The organism is Streptomyces roseifaciens, assembly GCF_001445655.1.
In the GTDB taxonomy this organism is placed as follows: domain Bacteria; phylum Actinomycetota; class Actinomycetes; order Streptomycetales; family Streptomycetaceae; genus Streptomyces; species Streptomyces aureoversilis.
Genome location: NZ_LNBE01000003.1, coordinates 1,557,149 through 1,573,133 on the forward strand (window position 1 = coordinate 1,557,149; position 15,985 = coordinate 1,573,133).

The 15,985-nt window shown below is 73.0% G+C and carries 12 protein-coding genes and 1 pseudogene; 5 read left to right on the forward strand and 8 right to left on the reverse strand.

Features of this window, described 5'->3' with window-relative positions; translation table 11 throughout:
• Nucleotides 1-315: 315 nt before the first annotated feature.
• Complete coding sequence (gene lanKC, locus AS857_RS12490; RefSeq protein ID WP_058043177.1) at nucleotides 316-3,012, reverse strand: class III lanthionine synthetase LanKC; 2,697 nt, start codon at nucleotides 3,010-3,012, stop codon at nucleotides 316-318.
• A 123-nt stretch (nucleotides 3,013-3,135) separates the two neighbouring features.
• Nucleotides 3,136-4,245, reverse strand: a complete 1,110-nt coding sequence (locus AS857_RS12495) for a radical SAM protein (RefSeq protein ID WP_079110274.1) — start codon at nucleotides 4,243-4,245, stop codon at nucleotides 3,136-3,138.
• Nucleotides 4,246-4,752: 507 nt separating this feature from the next.
• On the opposite strand from AS857_RS12495, the gene AS857_RS12500 reads away from it, so the two are divergent.
• The 4 genes and pseudogenes from AS857_RS12500 (at nucleotide 4,753) to AS857_RS12515 (ending at nucleotide 10,757) form a co-directional block, all read left to right on the forward strand.
• Nucleotides 4,753-6,585 carry a sensor histidine kinase gene (locus AS857_RS12500; RefSeq protein WP_144440794.1) on the forward strand — a complete coding sequence of 611 codons (1,833 nt, stop codon included), beginning with the start codon at nucleotides 4,753-4,755 and terminating at the stop codon, nucleotides 6,583-6,585.
• Nucleotides 6,578-7,291: a response regulator gene (locus tag AS857_RS12505; protein ID WP_245699796.1), complete on the forward strand. Its 714-nt coding sequence runs from the start codon at nucleotides 6,578-6,580 to the stop codon at nucleotides 7,289-7,291. The genes AS857_RS12500 and AS857_RS12505 overlap by 8 nt, the downstream gene beginning before the upstream one ends.
• A 276-nt stretch (nucleotides 7,292-7,567) precedes the next feature.
• A pseudogene (locus tag AS857_RS12510) lies at nucleotides 7,568-8,539 on the forward strand (M4 family metallopeptidase); the annotation flags it as partial.
• A 115-nt stretch (nucleotides 8,540-8,654) separates the two neighbouring features.
• Nucleotides 8,655-10,757, forward strand: a complete 2,103-nt coding sequence (locus tag AS857_RS12515; RefSeq protein WP_058043181.1) for a nuclease-related domain-containing DEAD/DEAH box helicase — start codon at nucleotides 8,655-8,657, stop codon at nucleotides 10,755-10,757.
• A gap of 16 nt (nucleotides 10,758-10,773) precedes the next feature.
• Here AS857_RS12515 and dhaK read toward each other — a convergent pair whose 3' ends face one another.
• The 6 genes from dhaK to AS857_RS42070 all read right to left on the reverse strand — a co-directional run bounded on the left by dhaK (nucleotide 10,774) and on the right by AS857_RS42070 (nucleotide 15,240).
• The gene (gene dhaK, locus AS857_RS12520; protein ID WP_058043182.1) at nucleotides 10,774-11,766 is read right to left on the reverse strand and encodes a dihydroxyacetone kinase subunit DhaK; all 993 of its coding nucleotides are present in this window, start codon (nucleotides 11,764-11,766) and stop codon (nucleotides 10,774-10,776) included.
• Nucleotides 11,767-11,857: 91 nt separating this feature from the next.
• Nucleotides 11,858-13,153, reverse strand: a complete 1,296-nt coding sequence (locus AS857_RS12525; RefSeq protein ID WP_058043183.1) for a nucleotidyl transferase AbiEii/AbiGii toxin family protein — start codon at nucleotides 13,151-13,153, stop codon at nucleotides 11,858-11,860.
• Entirely contained in the window at nucleotides 13,150-13,866 is a 717-nt protein-coding gene (locus tag AS857_RS12530; protein ID WP_245699797.1) for a hypothetical protein, read from the reverse strand. The genes AS857_RS12525 and AS857_RS12530 overlap by 4 nt, the downstream gene beginning before the upstream one ends.
• 404 nt (nucleotides 13,867-14,270) lie before the next feature.
• Nucleotides 14,271-14,567, reverse strand: coding sequence for a hypothetical protein (locus AS857_RS12540; protein ID WP_058043186.1), 297 nt, complete (start codon nucleotides 14,565-14,567; stop codon nucleotides 14,271-14,273).
• A gap of 2 nt (nucleotides 14,568-14,569) precedes the next feature.
• Complete coding sequence (locus AS857_RS12545) at nucleotides 14,570-14,830, reverse strand: hypothetical protein (protein ID WP_058043187.1); 261 nt, start codon at nucleotides 14,828-14,830, stop codon at nucleotides 14,570-14,572.
• Between the two features lie 5 nt (nucleotides 14,831-14,835).
• Nucleotides 14,836-15,240 (reverse strand): DUF5994 family protein, encoded by a 405-nt coding sequence (locus AS857_RS42070; protein ID WP_338058253.1) that lies wholly within the window; start codon nucleotides 15,238-15,240, stop codon nucleotides 14,836-14,838.
• A 173-nt stretch (nucleotides 15,241-15,413) separates the two neighbouring features.
• On the opposite strand from AS857_RS42070, the gene AS857_RS12550 reads away from it, so the two are divergent.
• Entirely contained in the window at nucleotides 15,414-15,890 is a 477-nt protein-coding gene (locus AS857_RS12550; protein WP_058043188.1) for a DUF5994 family protein, read from the forward strand.
• Nucleotides 15,891-15,985 lie beyond the last annotated feature (95 nt).

The following is a 15,985-nucleotide window of genomic DNA, read 5'->3' on the forward strand; positions in this document are numbered from 1 at the left end:
GACGACCTGCCGGCCGCGGGCAGCCCACGGCCGGCAGTCCTTACGGGCAACGACGCGTCAGGCGACGCCGCGAGCGCTCTCGTAGCTGTTGGCGCAGGGCCACGCGGAAGGGGTCTCCTCCTCCAGCTCCTGCAGTTCCAGGACCTCCGACATGTGCTTCACCTCCTCTCGGGGCGGTGCATCGTGTGGATCCGGCACACCCGTGCACGGGCTGTCAGCCCATGCCGAGGGTGCTGTGGGAGCTGTTGGCGCAGGGCCACTGGGAGGGGGTCTCCTCCTCCAGCTCCTGCAGGTCCAAGATCTCCGACATCCGAATCACCTCCGCTCTTCGGCTCGTCGGGCCGGCGGCCGCGGGTCGAGGTACGGCAGGGCGGGGCCGCTGCCCTCGAACGCGGATCCCAGAGCGAGCAGTACGCCTGCCGAACCGGTGGCGAGGTCCGCCGAAAGCCGCAGCATCCGGAAGCCCGGGAACGCGAGGTGCCCGCGGTAGGAGTGCGCGTACCAGGCCAGGCGGCGGATCTGGGTGAGGACCGCGGGCTCGTCCCCGGCCCCGCCCCTCCCTCCGCTCCCGGCCCTCTCCCCGCTCCCGGGAAGAGGGCCGTCCAGCGCCGCGAGCGTGGCGATCGCGCCCGCCCGTCCCCGCAGCAGCCCGGAGTTGCGCACGTAGAGGGCCCGGCAGGTGTGCCGGACGGCGGCGAGCGTCGCGGCCCTCTCACCCCCGGGCCGGTGCCTGAGCAGGCCCTGCAGGGGGAACGCGAGCCCGCTGCTCCCGCCGTGCAGGTACGGCAGGTGATGGGTGCCGTCGAAGAGGGTGAGGGCGCCGTCGCCCTGGACGGTGCACCGGTCGGCGTCGAGGCCCACCGCGCGGTCGGCGAGATCGAGGTGACGCGTCTTCCCGGTCTCCTCGTACAGGTGCAGGAAGAGCAGGGCGATGCCCGCCGCGCCGTGCAGGAGGCCGCAGGGCGGGGGGACGCCGCGCCGGGCTGCGAGCGGACCGGCCGTGACGAGCGCGGCCGGCTCCTCGGCGGTACGCAAGGCGCTTTCGTGCAACGCCGCGTCCCCGGTGGCCCGCGCGAACCGCAGCAGGTTCAGGGCGATGCCCGCCTTGCCGCCCGCCAGGTCGGGGCGGACCGCCTGCGCGTCGAGCGGGCGGCAGCGGGCGAGGACTTCGAGGGCCTGCTCGCGGTGGCCGAGCAGGTCGAGGGTCAGGGCGACGCCGTGCAGCCCGTCGTACAGGCCCGGCCGGGGTGCGGGGTCGCGCTCGGCGGCGGTCACGAGCCACGCGACGTACTCGGCCGGCACCTGCGCGCCCACCCGGTGCAGGGCGTAGAGGACCCCGGCCGCGCCGTAGTCGAACGCGTAGCCGCCCAGGGAGTCCGGGCCGGTCGGCGTGCAGGGGAAGAGCCGGTCCTCGCGCTCCGGCGTGGCCATGGCGTGGATGCCGGCGACCAGGGAGTCCCGGACGGCCGGCCAGTCGGGGCGCTCCGCGGCGAGCATCCCGGCGTGGTCCTCCGAGGCCGCGTCGTCCCCGCGTAACGGACCGGTGCCGCGTACCGGTCCGGCGCTGTGGGGCGGCAGGCCGGGCCGCAGCCCGGTCAGCAGTCCGTCCCCGAAACGCGCGGGCAGCGGGTACAGCTCGTCCACGGCCGCGGTGAGGACGCGCAGCGTCGCCGGGCTGCGGTACGGGACGGGCAGCAGGAGCCACAGCCGCAGGGCGTCGAGGAGGAAGGCCGTCGCGTCCGCGCCCCGCAGGCCGGGCGGCGCCGTGAACCCTTCCTCGCCCAGCGCCGACGGCCTGTCGTCGGCGAGGTCCGTGGCGGTCTCGAAGTCGACGAGGACGACGCGCCCGTCGGCGCGGAGCAGGATGTTCTTCGGGTTGAGCTCGCCGAGGCGCAGGCCCCGGGTGTGGAGGGCGCGCAGGGCTCCGCCGATCCCGTCCACGGTCTTCAAGGCCCAGGCGGCGTACCCGGGTGCCTCTTTGGCGGCCCGTTCGTCCGAGGTCAGAGGGAATCCGGCGGCCGCGGCTTCGGCCAGCGTGCGGCCCTCGACGTGCTCCACTGCGAGGAAGTGGTGCCCGGCGTGGACGTGGTGGCCGAGGGCGCGGGGCACGCAGTCCAGGCCTGCCAGCCGCGCGAGGACGGCGCGCTCGTGGGTGAGACGGGTGACGGCGTCGTCGCCGCGCAGGTCCAGTCCGGCGTGGGGCCGTGCCTCCCGCAGGACGACCGTGGCGCCGGTGACGCTGTCGGTCGCCAGGTACGTGCCGCCGCCGTTGGTGATGTTCAGGGCCTTCCGCACCCGGTAGGGGAAGGGGCCGTCGGGGGCGGTGTGCAGGGCCGCCAGGTCCGGGCCGAGGATCCCGGGCAGGGGAACCCAGTCCGGGCAGCGGAAGACCGGGCGGCGGTTCTCGGGGACGAGGCTCCCGTCGGGGCGCTGCAGCGCGGGGACCAAGGCGGGCTCGTCGCCGGGACCGTAGGCCCGGCCGTCGCCGAGGGCCTGGGGACATCGGCGGGCTCCGGAAGAGCCGTAGCGGACGTAGAGGGGGCCGGACCGGTGGCGCAGACCGCCCAGGACGTACGGGCCCGGCAGCGTCTCCAGCAAGGTGGTGAGCTCCGTGAGCGCAGCGGCGAGCGCGGCCTCGTCGGCGGGGTGGAGCGTCATCAGGTCGGCGCCGGTGAGGCGGTCCGCGTGTTCGTCGCCCAGCGCCCGGGCGGCGGGCACGCTGCGGACGACGTCGAAGGGCATGTCGTGGCGCAGGCAGAAGCCACGGACGATCTCCGCCGCCCGCGCGAGGCGGGGCAGCGTCACGGACACGTGGATCCGCCATCCCTGCGCGGGCGGTTCCACCGCCCGCGGCCGCAGGGTCACCCACCAGCCCGCGTCCGTACGCTCCCAGCCCTTCGGCGGTGTGCGGCGAGCGGCGGGCAGCCATTCCGCCGAGTCGTCGAGCCGCTCGGGTGATTCGAAGAAGTCCGGATCCGCCCGGTAGAAGCGGTCGTAGTCCTTGAGTTTCATCACGGCGGCCCCTCCGTTCGGTAGCGGTGAGGAATTCCATCGGGCGTGGAGGCGGAATCGGGGATACGCCGGGGCGAATCCCGTCCGGGGTATCTCGTACGCGCAGCTGTCAAACAACACCGGCTATTGCGCAACGGCGGTGAATTCCGGGGGATTCGTACGGACCGAGCGCCGGCGGATCCGCGCCAGGTCCTCCGGGGAACCGAAGCGGAGGTCCATCCGCCGGACGGCCTCCGCCCAGGTCTGCATGGAGTGCACCGAGGAGAGGGTCTCCACGACGAAGGGATCCTTCAGCCGGTCCAGCGTGCGCTCCCACAGCAGCGCCGCGGGCTCTTCGAGGAGGCTGCCGACCGTCCCTTCGTAGACCGGGATCCCGCGCACCCTGCCGTCCGGCTCCACCTGCATCACCGGGGTGTCGACGCGGCGCGCCACCCGCTCGGGGGTCATGGCGAGGTTGAAGTTGTCCGTGGTGAAGACCGACACCGAAGCGGGGGCGAGCTCGCGCAGCCGGGCCAGCTGTTCCGCGCTGGTCAGCCGGGCCACCTGGGCGTCGTCGAGGAGTTCGCGGCGGCAGAATTCCCGGCGGCTGGCGAGCCCTTCGGGGACGGCCGAATTGAAGGCCAGGGTGCGCAGCCGGGGGAACCGGTGGGCGATGTCGGCGGCGAAGTCCTCCAGCTGACCGAAATTGCTGCGGATCACCACGCAGTCGATGCCGAAGACCAGCCGTTTCCGCCCCGTCGCCAGGCGCTCCTCCGCCACCTCGTCCAGCAGCGCCAGCGCGGCCATGACGCGGTCGAAGGAGCCGGCCCGGCCCCGGATGCGGTCGTGGACCTCGGGCGTCGCTCCGTCGAGGCTGACGACGACCTCGTCGAAGTGGTCGGCGAGGCGCCCGGCGAGCGCCCGGTTCATCACCCAGCCGCTGGTGTTGACGGACATCCTCACGCCTGCGTCGCGCAGCCGCGCCGCCACCTCGAAGACGCCCTGGACGATGAGTGGTTCGCCGCCGGACAGGGCGACGACCCGCGGCCCGAGCGGGACGAGGGCGTCGGCGACCCGGAGCATGTCCGGCGGGCTCAGCTGCCGGGACGGGCGGCGGCCCGACTCCGAGTAGCAGTGCGAGCAGCGCAGGGGGCAGGCGTAGGTGGTGTCCCAGACGATCACTTCGGGACCGGACTCGGGGCCGGACTCAGGACCGGACTCGGTACCGGACTCGGAACCGGAGGAACGACTCATGGCAGCCACCCGTTCTCGAAGAACTCGAGGAACCCGAAGAAACCGAAGAAACCGAAAGGCCCGCGGCGGGCCGGCAGACCGGGCCCGGGCGCCCCGGAGGGCGCGCCGTCCCGGGTCCGGTCTCCCCCGTACCGCTTCCCTGATGCGATGCCCCGAGTCTGCCGGGCGCCGCCTTTCCGGGGCACCCGGGGGCCCTCCAAAGCGCATGGAGGTTAACCGCCATGCACGTCGGGGGATTTCTTCTCTGGACTGCCGTCGGGACGGCCCACGATAATGTCCTTCGTGGCAGCAGCCAGAAGCAGGGGGATGCGCGTCATCGCCGTATGCGGCGGACTGTGCATGCTCTGGGCAACGCTCGTCGGGACGACCCAGCTGCAGAACAGGTATACGCTGCCGTGGATCCTGGGTTCCGTTCTCCCGTGCTATTTCGCCGGCTTGTTCATTTGGTGGCACGCACCGTCAAGTCCGGTCGCAAGGCGCCTCTTGCTGATCGGTACCTGGCTTTCGGTGACCATTGCGATTCGTTACAGCACCACACTTCTGATCCGGGCCTTCGGCTGGAACCTCCGCCCGCGGCCCTACGCCCTCCTCCTGCCCGCGGACTACGGCCTCCAGGTCCTCAGCCAGACCTGCGACCTGACCGTCAGCATCCTCCTCGTCCGGCTGCTCGCCCTGCTGCCCGACGGCTCCTTCCTCTTCCCCTACGAGCGCCGGATCCTGCGCGCCCTGTGGGGTCTGCTGGCCCTGCCCCTCCTGCTGCCCCTGACCGGGATGTCGCAGCTCGCCGTCCACTACGTCGTCTTCTACTACCCCGAGGCCTGGATGCCGGGCCTGGGCGCCGTCCTCCTCGTCGTGCGCTGCCTGCGCGCCCACGGCGCCGGCCGCCCGGACGTCGCCGCCCTGCTGCCCTTCGCCGTGCCCGGCGCGGCACTCCTGCTGTTCCGGGCCGCTTCCCGGCTCTTCCGCTCCTGGCAGGGCGAGCAGGGCGTGCTCTACTTCGTCGGCGCCGTCCTCGGCGCGCTGCCCTACGTGTCCGTGTCCCTCGTCATCGTCTACGCCGCCTTCCGCCACCGCCTCCTCGGCGTCGACCTCGTGCTCCGCCGCTCGGCCGTCTACGGATCCCTGTGGCTCATCATCAACAGCTGGTACCTCGGCATGGCCCTCACCCTCGGGCTCACCGCGGGCCAGTACTTCCCCGTCGGCCTGTCCCTGCTCGTCGCCGTCGTCGCCACGGCCCTCTTCCAGCCCCTGCGCGCCCGCCTCAACGCCCTCGCCGAGCGCCGCGTCTTCGGCAAGCGCCTCAGCCGGTTCGAGCTCCTCGTCCAGTTCGGCACCACCCTGGAGCATGCCTACGACCTCGACCGGCTCGCACCGCAGCTCGCCAACGGCCTGCGCGAGGGCCTGAACCTGCAGTGGGTCGCCGTCCGGCTCGGCGGCGACGGACTGCCCGTGTCCGCGGCCGAGGCCGGGGAACGGCCCCCAGGCACCGCGCCCCTCGGGGAGTTCCCCCTCCTGTACGGCGAGGACGTCCTGGGCCTCATCGAATACGGCCCCAAGGCCGAAGGCCGCTGCACCCCCGAGGACCACGACATCGGCGAGACCCTCGCCCGCTCCGCCGCCCTGGCCGTGCACAACATGCGCCTCGCCGCCGAGCTGTGCGCCCGCGTCGAGGAGGTGCAGCGGCAGGCCGCCGAGCTCGACGCCTCACGCGCCCGCATCGTCCATGCCCAGGACACCGAGCGCCGCCGCATCGAACGCCGGCTCCACGACGGCATCCAGCAGGAACTCGTCGCCCTCGTCGCCAAACTGGCCCTCGCCCGCAACCGCCTGCACCGCGGCGGCGACATCGACGCCGCCCTGACCGAGGTGCAGGACGACGCCTACCGCGTCATCGACGGGCTGCGCGAACTCGCCCACGGCATCCACCCGCCGATCCTCACCGACCAGGGCCTCGTGGCCGCCGTGACCTCCTGCGCCCGCCGGATGCCCCTCCCCGTCACCGTCCACAGCGAGGAGTCGCTGGGCGGGGTGCGCTTCGCCCTCGACGTCGAGGAGTCCGCCTTCTACCTGGTCTCCGAGGCGCTCACCAACGTGCTCAAGCACGCCGGAGCCACCCACGTCACCATCCGCATCGCCCGCAGCGGCGGCCGGCTCCTGGTGGAGGTCCGCGACGACGGCGCCGGATTCCCCACCGAGACCACCCGCGGATCCGGGCTCACCGGCATGCGCGACCGCATCGAGGCCGTGGGCGGCGAGCTCACGATCACCAGCGGCACCGGTACGGGCACCACCATCCGTGCGCGGCTCGTGGAGCGAGTGAGGGAGGAGACCCGTGCCTGACCCCCTGCGCGTCGTCATCGCCGAGGACCACTACCTGGTGCGCGAAGGCACCCGGCGGCTGCTGGAGGACACCGGACAGGCCGACGTCGTCGCCGCGGTCGGCACGGCCGTCGAGCTCCTCGACGCCGTCGAGCGCTTCCGCCCCGACGTCGTCATCGCCGACATCCGCATGCCGCCCGGCCACCACACCGAGGGCATCACCGCCGCGCACGCCATCCGCGCGGGCCACCCCGGCATCGGCGTCGTCGTGCTCTCCCAGCACGCCAACGAGAACTACGCCTTCGACCTCTTCCGCTGCGGCACCGACGGCCTCGCCTACCTCCTCAAGGAGCGCATCGGCGAGGTCGACGAACTGCTGCGCGCCCTGCGCGAGGTGGTCGCCGGGCGCTCCGTGGTCGACCCCCGCATCGTGGAGGTGCTGATGGGCAGCCACGCCCGCACCGCCGACGCACCGCTGTCGAGGCTCACCCGCAGGGAGCTCGACGTCCTGCGGCACATGGCGGAGGGCAAGACCAACCGGGCGATCGCCGAGTCGCTGCGGCTGTCGGAGTCGACCATCGAGAAGCACGTCAACTCCACCTTCGCCAAGCTGGGCCTCGCCGAAATACCGCAACTGCACCGGCGCGTCAGCGCCGTCCTGGCCTATCTCCGGCACGCGCCGCACGGGCCGCACGGATCGCATGGATCGCACGCGCCGCACAACTGACATTCGTTGTCGGGATCCTGACAAGAAGCGGCATGCGGTGGCACGCTCGTTCCTGCCCCACGGTTCCCCCGCAGGCACAGCCCCTCACCGCCGCTGCCCGAAGAAGGTGCCGCCATGCCCCTCGGAAAGTCCCTCGGAAAGTCCCTCGGAAAGTCCCTCGGAAGGACCTGCAGAAAGCCCCTCGCTCGCGCTCTGGCTCTCCCGGCCGCCGCCGTCCTCCTCGTGTCCGGACTGCAGGCCGGCTCCGCGAGCGCCCGCTCCGCCGGCGACCCGGCCACCGGCACCGGCTGCAGCAGCTACGGCACCGTCACGCTCGACACCACCCGCAACACCACCACGGGCCTGTACGAGCTCGACGACCCCAGGCGCGGCAACCACAGGACGTACGACATGAAGGGCGCGACCAGCGGCAACGGCACGCTGTTCACCGACGCCGACAACGTCTGGTGCGAGGGCGGCCGCCAGTCCGCCGGCGTCGACGCCCACTATGTCCAGGCCGTCGTCTGGGACTACTACCTGGGCACGCACGGCCGCAAGGGCGTCCACGGCGACGGCCGCGGCACCTGCAGCCGCGTCCACTACGGGAACAACTACGCCAACGCCTTCTGGGACTCCGGCAGCGGCTGCATGACGTACGGCGACGGCGCCGGGAACGGGCGGACCGTCATCACCATCGAGACCGGCGCGCACGAGATGACCCACGGCGTCACGGCGGCGACCGCCAACCTGACCTACAGCGGCGAGTCCGGCGGCCTCAACGAGGCGACCAGCACCATCTTCGCCGCGGCCGCCGAGTTCTTCGCGAACAACCCGGCGGACCCGGGCGACTACCTCACCGGCGAGCGCACCGACGTCTCCGGGACCACCGCGACCGGCTGGATGGACAAGCCCTCGAAGGACGGCCGGTCCAAGGACTACTGGTACCCGGGCATCGGTGGCATCGACGTCCACTACTCCAGCGGCCCCGCCAACCACTTCTTCTACCTGCTCGCCGAGGGCAGCGGGCCCAAGGTCGTCAACGGCGTCCCCTACGACAGCCCCACCTACGACGGCAAGCCCGTGAAGGGCATCGGCCGGTCCGCCGCCGAGAGGATCTGGTACCGCGCGCTCACCACCCGCATGACCTCGAACACCGACTACGCGGCGGCCCGCGGCGCGACCCTGCGCGCCGCAGCCGATCTCCACGGCGCGAGCAGCAACGAGTACGCGACGGTCGCCGCCGCCTGGGCGGCGGTCAACGTCAAGTAGAAGAACGTCGAGCAAGGGGCCGCTCCGCGTCAAGCAAGAGCCCTCCACGACCACTCCGTTGCGTTATAAGATCATTACTTTACGTCCGGGGCGGTCGGGGAGGGGCGGAGCACTCATGGGCGCGGGGGGATCGGCGTGGAAGCGGGCGCAGGAGGCCCGGCGGTACGAACGCGAGCTGCGCGAGCAACTCAGGGCGGCCCAGTGGGAGGTCCGCAACTGGGAAGCCGCGAGCGAGGGTGAACGCAAGGTCGCCGCGAAGCTGCAGGTCCTCACCCGGCGCGGGTGGCGCCTGCTGCTCGACCGGCGCTGGCCCGGCACCCGCTCGGCCAACGTCGACATGCTGCTCGTCGGCCCCGGGGGCGTCTTCGTCATCGACGTCAAGAACTGGCGACACGCCCCCGAGGCGGCCGACGGACACCTGACGGCCGGCGGGCGCACGTACGACCGCGAGGTCGAGAAGCTGCTCAAGGTGACCCGGCTGGCGGAGAACGCCGTCTCCGCGCGGAACCTGTCACCCGTGGCCGTCCAGCCGCTGATGGTCTTCGCCGGCCGGTCCGTGAACGCCCGGCTCGGCACCGTACGGCTGCTGGGGGAGCGGGACGTGACACCGGCGCTCGTCGCCGAACGGCTGCGGCTGCGCCCGTCCGAGGTGAAGACCGTCGCCGACCACCTGGAGCAGGTGTTCCGCGACTACGAGGACACCTCGGCCCGCACCGGGCCCGCAGCGCCGGCGGTGTCGGCAGCGCCCTCCGCGGCCGGGCCCGGCGACGCGCCCTTCGACGACGCGCTCTTCGACGCGGAGGGGATACGGAACGCGGCCGTGGAAGCCGCCCGCAGCGCCCCGATCGAACAGTGGATGACGTTCCTCCACCCCGACCAGCTCGCCCTCGTCCGCCGCAACTGGTCCGGCCCCGCGCGCGTCAGCGGCCCGGCCGGCACCGGCAAGACCGTCGTCGCCCTGCACCGCGCCGCGTACGTCGCCCGGCGCACGACCGGCCGCGTCCTCTACGTGACCTTCGCCAACAACCTGCCCCGCGTGCAGAGCACCTTCCTCAGGACGATGGCCCCGGCCGTCGCCGACCGGGTCGACTTCAGCAGCCTGCACGCGTGGGCCGGGCAGTTCCTCCGCGACAGGGACGTCGCCGGCCGGCTCGACCCCGACAAGGCCGTGGACGCCTTCAGCCGGGCCTGGCGGAGCCACGGCCGCGGCACCGTCCTCGAAACCCTCGACCCGGTACCCCGGTACTGGCAGGAGGAGATCGACTACGTCATCAAGGGCCGGGGGATCACGGCCTTCGAGCAGTACGCGACGCTGCGGCGCGTACGCCGCCGCACCAACCTGCGCCGGACCCACCGCGAGGCCGTGTGGGCGCTGTACGAGGCGTACGAGCGCAACCGCACCGCCAAGGGCGTGCACGACTTCAACGACATCCTCGCCCTCGCGCTCGACGAGGCCCTCGCGCACCCCGGCGCCACCCCGTACACCTCGGTCATCGTCGACGAGGTGCAGGACCTCACCCTCGTCGGCGTACGCCTCCTGCACGCGCTCGTCGGTGACGCGGCCAACGGCCTGCTGCTCGTCGGGGACGGGCAGCAGGCCGTCTACCCGGGCGGGTTCCGCCTCTCCGACGCGGGCATCGACGTGCGCGGCGACCGCGGGCAGGTGCTGCGCAAGAACTACCGCAACGCCAAGGAGATCCTCGACGCCGCGCTCGCCGTCGTCGCCGACGACTCCTTCGACGACATCGACGGCACCCCCACGGCCGGGCGCCGCGACGTCGACCTGGCCTACGGCGACGGCCGGGTCACCAGGTGCACCGCGGCGACCCGGGCCGAGCTCGACGAGGCCCTCCTCGCCGCCCTGCACGCCCTCGGCCCCGGGGCCTGGCCCGACTCGGCGGTGCTCTGCCGCACCGGAACCGAGCGGGAGCACTACCGGCGGCTGCTCACCCGGGCCGGCATACCTGCGATCACCCTGGAGCAGTACGACGGCCGCCCGGTGCCCGGCGTGAAGCTGGGCAGCTACCACCGGGCCAAGGGGCTGGAGTTCAAGCACGTGCACCTGCCCGACCACGACGCCCCGGCCACGGCCGGGGCGGGCGACGGCACCGACGACGGCGTCGCCCGCGAGCGCCGCGAACTCCACCGCAGCCAGCTCTTCGTCGCGATGACGAGGGCGCGGGACACGCTGTGGCTGGGCTCGGTGACGCGGCCCTGAGGCGGCGGCCGGCGGGTCAGCGCCCCCAGCGCAGCCCGGGCGTCTGCACGGGCGCGTCCCACAGCCGCAGCAGCTCCTCGTCCACCTGGCAGAGCGTCACCGACGCCCCGGCCATGTCGAGCGAGGTGACGTAGTTGCCGACGAGCGTCCGCGCCACCGGCACGTCGCGCTCGCGCAGCACGCGGTGCACCTCGGCGGTGAAGCCGTACAGCTCCAGCAGCGGCGTTCCTCCGGCCCCGTTCACCAGCGCCAGCACCGGGCCGGTCGGCTGCAGGTCGGCCAGTACGGCGTCCACGGCGAAGTCCGCGATCTCGCCCGACGTCATCATCGCCCGCCGCTCCCGCCCCGGCTCGCCGTGGATCCCCACGCCGAGCTCCAGCTCACCGGCGGGCAGGTCGAAGGTGGGACTGCCCTTGGCGGGAGTGGTGCACGAGGCCAGGGCCACCCCGAAACTGCGCGACGCCTCGTTCACCCGCCGCGCGATCGCCTCCACCTGCTCCAGCGACGCACCCTCCTCGGCGGCCGCACCGGCGATCTTCTCCACGAAGAGCGTGGCACCGGTACCGCGCCGCCCGGCGGTGTACAGGCTGTCGGTGACGGCGACATCGTCGTTGACGAGCACGCTCGCCACCTGGATGCCCTCGTCCTCGGCCAGCTCCGCGGCCATGTTGAAGTTGAGGACGTCACCCGTGTAGTTCTTCACGATGAACAACACACCCTTGCCGCTGTCCACGGCAGCGGCGGCCCGCACCATCTGATCGGGCACCGGCGAGGTGAACACCTCCCCGGGACAAGCAGCATCCAGCATCCCGGCCCCCACGAACCCCCCGTGCAACGGCTCGTGCCCGGACCCGCCCCCGGACACGAGCGCCACCTTCCCGGCCACGGGCGCGTCCCGTCGCACGACGATGCGCCGCTCGACATCGACACTGAGCTCGGGATGCGCGGCGGCCATACCGCGGAGGGCATCGGGGACGACGGACTCGGGGACGTTGATCAACATTTTCACAGGAGGCTCCTTCAGCGATGGTGTCATGCTGACTTACTGACGGCATGTCATTGTGACGCTGCCGTCCCTCGGCCCGGTCGCATTGCGTTCATCAGGCGCAGGCGGCCCCCAGACGGGCGGCGGTCCGGAAGGCGTCGCCGCGCCAGCCGTTCCGGTACGGGTGGCTCGGACGGTCGTTGCGCGTCTCCCGGAAGGACGCCAGCACCTCCGCGGCCTCGTCGAGGGTGTGCTCCTCGCGGCCGAGGAGTTCACGGACGGCGACGAGCGCCTGGATGCAGTGCAGCGAGCGCGCGGCGAGCCACTCCTCGACGGCCGCCATGCCGCCCGCCTCGTGCTCGCCCCGGAGGATGTCCGTGGTGAGGTCGAAGGCCGCGGCCAGCTGCGCGTAGGTGCCGTCCTCCTCCGGGTGGAACCCCGGGGCGAGGGCGACGATCAGGCGCGTCAGCCAGCCCTCCCCGTCCTCGGCGAGGGCCGCGTGGTCCTTGGCGAACTCGTCCCAGTCGGCCTCGGTCGCGTGGTAGAGGATGTCGCCGAGGCCGGCGGGCTCGCCCGCCTCCGCCAGCACCCGCTCCAGGAGCGGGTACGGGACACGGACGTGCTCCGCGAGCAGCACGGCGTCGTAGAGGTCCTTGGCCTCGGGGTGCATGTCCGTCACCAGCCACAGGAGCTTCCATACGAGCGAGAGCTCCGGGCTCGCCGCCGGCATAGGCACCCCGGGGAGCACCTCGGTCCGTACGGGCGGGGCGGGCAGGGTCTCGTTGAAGACGAAGTCGAGCTGGACCGTGCCGGGCGGCACACCGTCCGCGACGGCCGTCCAGGGCAGGACGAGGCGGCGGCCCGGCACCCGGTCGTACGTCCAGATCTCGTCGCTCACCGCGCCCGCCGCGTCGATCCGCACCGGGCTCCCGGCCTCCCGCGAGCGCTCCTCGGCGGCCCGGGCGATCTCCTCCAGCATCGTGTCGGTGCGGGCGTCGCCGAGCTGCCAGGTGCCGGGCACGACGACGAAGTCCAGGTCTCCGGGCTCCCGGGCGGCGTCCCCGAACCACGCCTTGAGCAGCACGCTCCCGCGCAGCACCAGGTGCTCCGCCCACGAGGAGCCCGCGACCGCCGCGAGGGTGAGGTCGAGGGCGCGGCGCCGGGCGGTGTACCAGGCGCCGCCCGCTCCCGGGTCGGTGAACTCGGGCTCGCTCAGCCGCATGCCCAGGGCGTGGTGGTTGGCCGCCGGGTCGTACACCGGATGCTGGACCACCCCTTCGCCCGGGACCGGGCGGAGCGTCGGGGGAAGGTCCCGCTCCGCCCGGGTCCCCTCGTCCGGCGGCAGCTGGGGGACGACCACTTCGGCGTCCCACGGTCCGTACCGGAAACGCTCCCACGGTGTCGTCGTCATGCGCCCGTCCCCTGTCCGTCGTTGTCGGTGCCGCCGGTGCCGTCCGTCTCGTCGATCCAGCCCGCGTCGAGCGACTCGTCGCTGTCGTGGACGACGAACTCCCGCTCCTCGGAGACGAGGGTGTGCCCGCCGGCCCGCACGGCCGCCACCAGGGCGTCCAGCCGGGCCCCGGCCGTCCGGCGGCCGACCGCGCGGCAGCGCTGGGTGACGAACCGCTCGGCGCGGCCGTCGGCGCGCACCCGGCGGGCGTTGCGAGACAAGTGCGCGCGGTGGGCGGCGGCGAGGCCGGCCAGCGCCACGAGGTCCGTACCGGGGGTGAGCAGCAGCTTGAGGTGGTGCTCGAAGTAGTAGCGCGCCCCGAGGGCCGCCGCCTCCGCGTCGGTCTCCGGGACCCCGTCGGCCCACGGGGCCGCCTCGATCTTCGTCCGTACGACCGTGAACCCGGCGCCGTCCAGCCCCCGGGCCGCGCCGTCCACCGTCCCCCGCACTTCCGGCAGCGCACCGGACTGGCGCAGGGTGAGCATCGGCTGGCTGGGGGTGCGGCCGCGGTCCAGCAGGATGTCGGTGAACTTCATCCCGTGGGCCGCCGCGTGCCGCTGGAGGGCCCGGTCGTCCCCGGCGGTCGCGGCGGGGCGGACGGTCAGATGGGCCTCGAAGTCACCGGCGAAGGCCGGTATCGGGGCGGGTGCGGGTGCGGTGGTGCTCGGTATCACCGGCACATGATCGCAGGTCGGCGGGGGCGGGCTCCCGGAATTTCACCGCCGCCCGCCCACGCGAGCGGCGGACCCGGCGCCCGCCACCTCTCAGGACCGGTCCGGCCCGGTCAGCCGGCGCATGACGGCGAGGGGCAACGCCGGGTTGCGGGCGGCTCCGGCCGCGGTCCCGCTGTCCTCCAGCATCCGGGCCGGCGCCCGTGCGGGCAGCCTCGGGCACCGGACAGCCGCCCGCCACACGGCCTCGAGGTCGTCCCTCCCGGGCTTGTTCCGGTGCATCGCTGGCGCTTCGATCCGTCGGCCGACACGGAGCGCCCGCAAGGAGACGATCCGGGAAGCGAGCTTGAGAAGCTGCTCTACGGAATGGTGTGCCGCCTTCGCTGAGTCGGGCCCCGTCGTCCGGGTCAGGCCCCGTCGTCCTGCGAGCGGTCGGCGGCCGTCGGCCTGCTGGTCGTCAGCCAGGACTGTGCGGGTCCGGCGGGATGCGTGGTGTCCACGGTGAGGTGGAGCCGGGTGCCGCCTTCGCGGCCGGCCGGGTAGCTGCGTTGCTCGGTGGAGTCGAAGCAGTGCCGGAGGACTTCCGCGACACGGCGGGCGGTCTCGGGGGACGCGGCGACGACGCGAACGTCGGCGCACCCCACCGGCGGCACCGGATTCGCCGGTGTGGGGGTGGGTGTGGGTGCCGGGCGTGCGGACGTCATCGTCACCGCCCCCGGCCGGAGAAGAACCGGGGTCGCCGGCGCTCCCCGTGCGGTTGCTCGCGGCGGATGCGGGCGAGGAGAGGTCCGGCGGGGTCGACCGGCGACCGGGGGCGGTTGCGGCTGCTGCCGTCGCGCCACGGCAGGACGCCGCTGTAGCGGAAGCTCGCGATCCTTTCGTCGTGCTGGGCGTTGAGCCGGTGGATCAGGCGGGCTCCGACGGCGATCACGATGAGGATCACGGCCAGGGTGACGGCAGCCTCCACGGTTCTCACATCCCTCGGGCGGAGAGGGAGGCTCCGACCGGGCTTCCGGCCGGTGACGGCGCGGTCCCGCCGTCCGTCTCCCACCTCTCTACGCTGTCCTGTGCATCCACCGCGTCGTCCACCGCTGGTGCGGGGAGTTCGCGGGAGAGGCCGCGCGAGCGGGGCCACCAGGCGCCGTCCAGCAGGACCGGCGTCGTTCCCGGTGTCGGGGACAGGCGGGCGGGTGGCGAAGGGGCACGCTCGTCAGCGGCCGTACGGTCGATGGTCACGGTCATGATGCCGACCTGCCCCCGGGCTCGTCGTCGACTGCCCGGCACGATGGCTCGCCGGGAACGACACCTGCTTGGAAGCCGGTGTACGAAGTGCTCCCGGTCTTCCCACCCTACTCCGGTCGGCGCTTCCGAGAGCATCTGCGACCAGGCGTTTCTCCGGGGAGTGCGGGCGTGTACCCGGCCCGGTCGGCGAGCCTGCCGCCGGGCCCGCGGAGTACGGTGGGGATATCGCGAGCGCTTCGCCCGGTCACTGCGACGCACCCCGGACGACGAATGGATGCGCCGAATTCCCGGAGACAGGCGAGCACACCATGGCCGATCCCGACACCCCACGCCTTCACAGGCTGCTGCCGGACGCAATTCACCAAGCCGTGAAACCCGGGACGGCGCTCCTGCGCCTGGAGACCACGCAGGAGCGCGGAGGAATCCTGGACGGCGCGTGGTGGCCGCGCTCCCGCGACATCGGCGCCGAGCTTCCCGGCCTGATCACCGCCCTCACCGAGCACCTCGGCCCCATCACGCGCGTCGGTCTGGACACGAGCGCCTGGGAGGAGCTCCCCGCACGGCTGACCGTCGACGACCAGGTCGTCCACCTCGATTCCTTTCCCGTCGGTGACGACACGGTCCTCATCACCCGGGGCGACAACGATCACTTCGCCCTGCTGGTGGTCCCGCCCGAAGCGACACCCGACGCGGCACAGGCCGCCATGGCCAGAGCCGTACGGGCCGACAACGTCACCCAAGCCGAGCAGATCCTCATCGACACCGGCAGCACCCCGCAGACCTGAAAGTCAGGGCAGCGCGTGGCGCGGGGTCCGAAGTGCCCCCGCCGCCCGGCACGGCTCAAGGGCCGTTCCGTGCAGCCCTGTTCGTGACGTGCGGG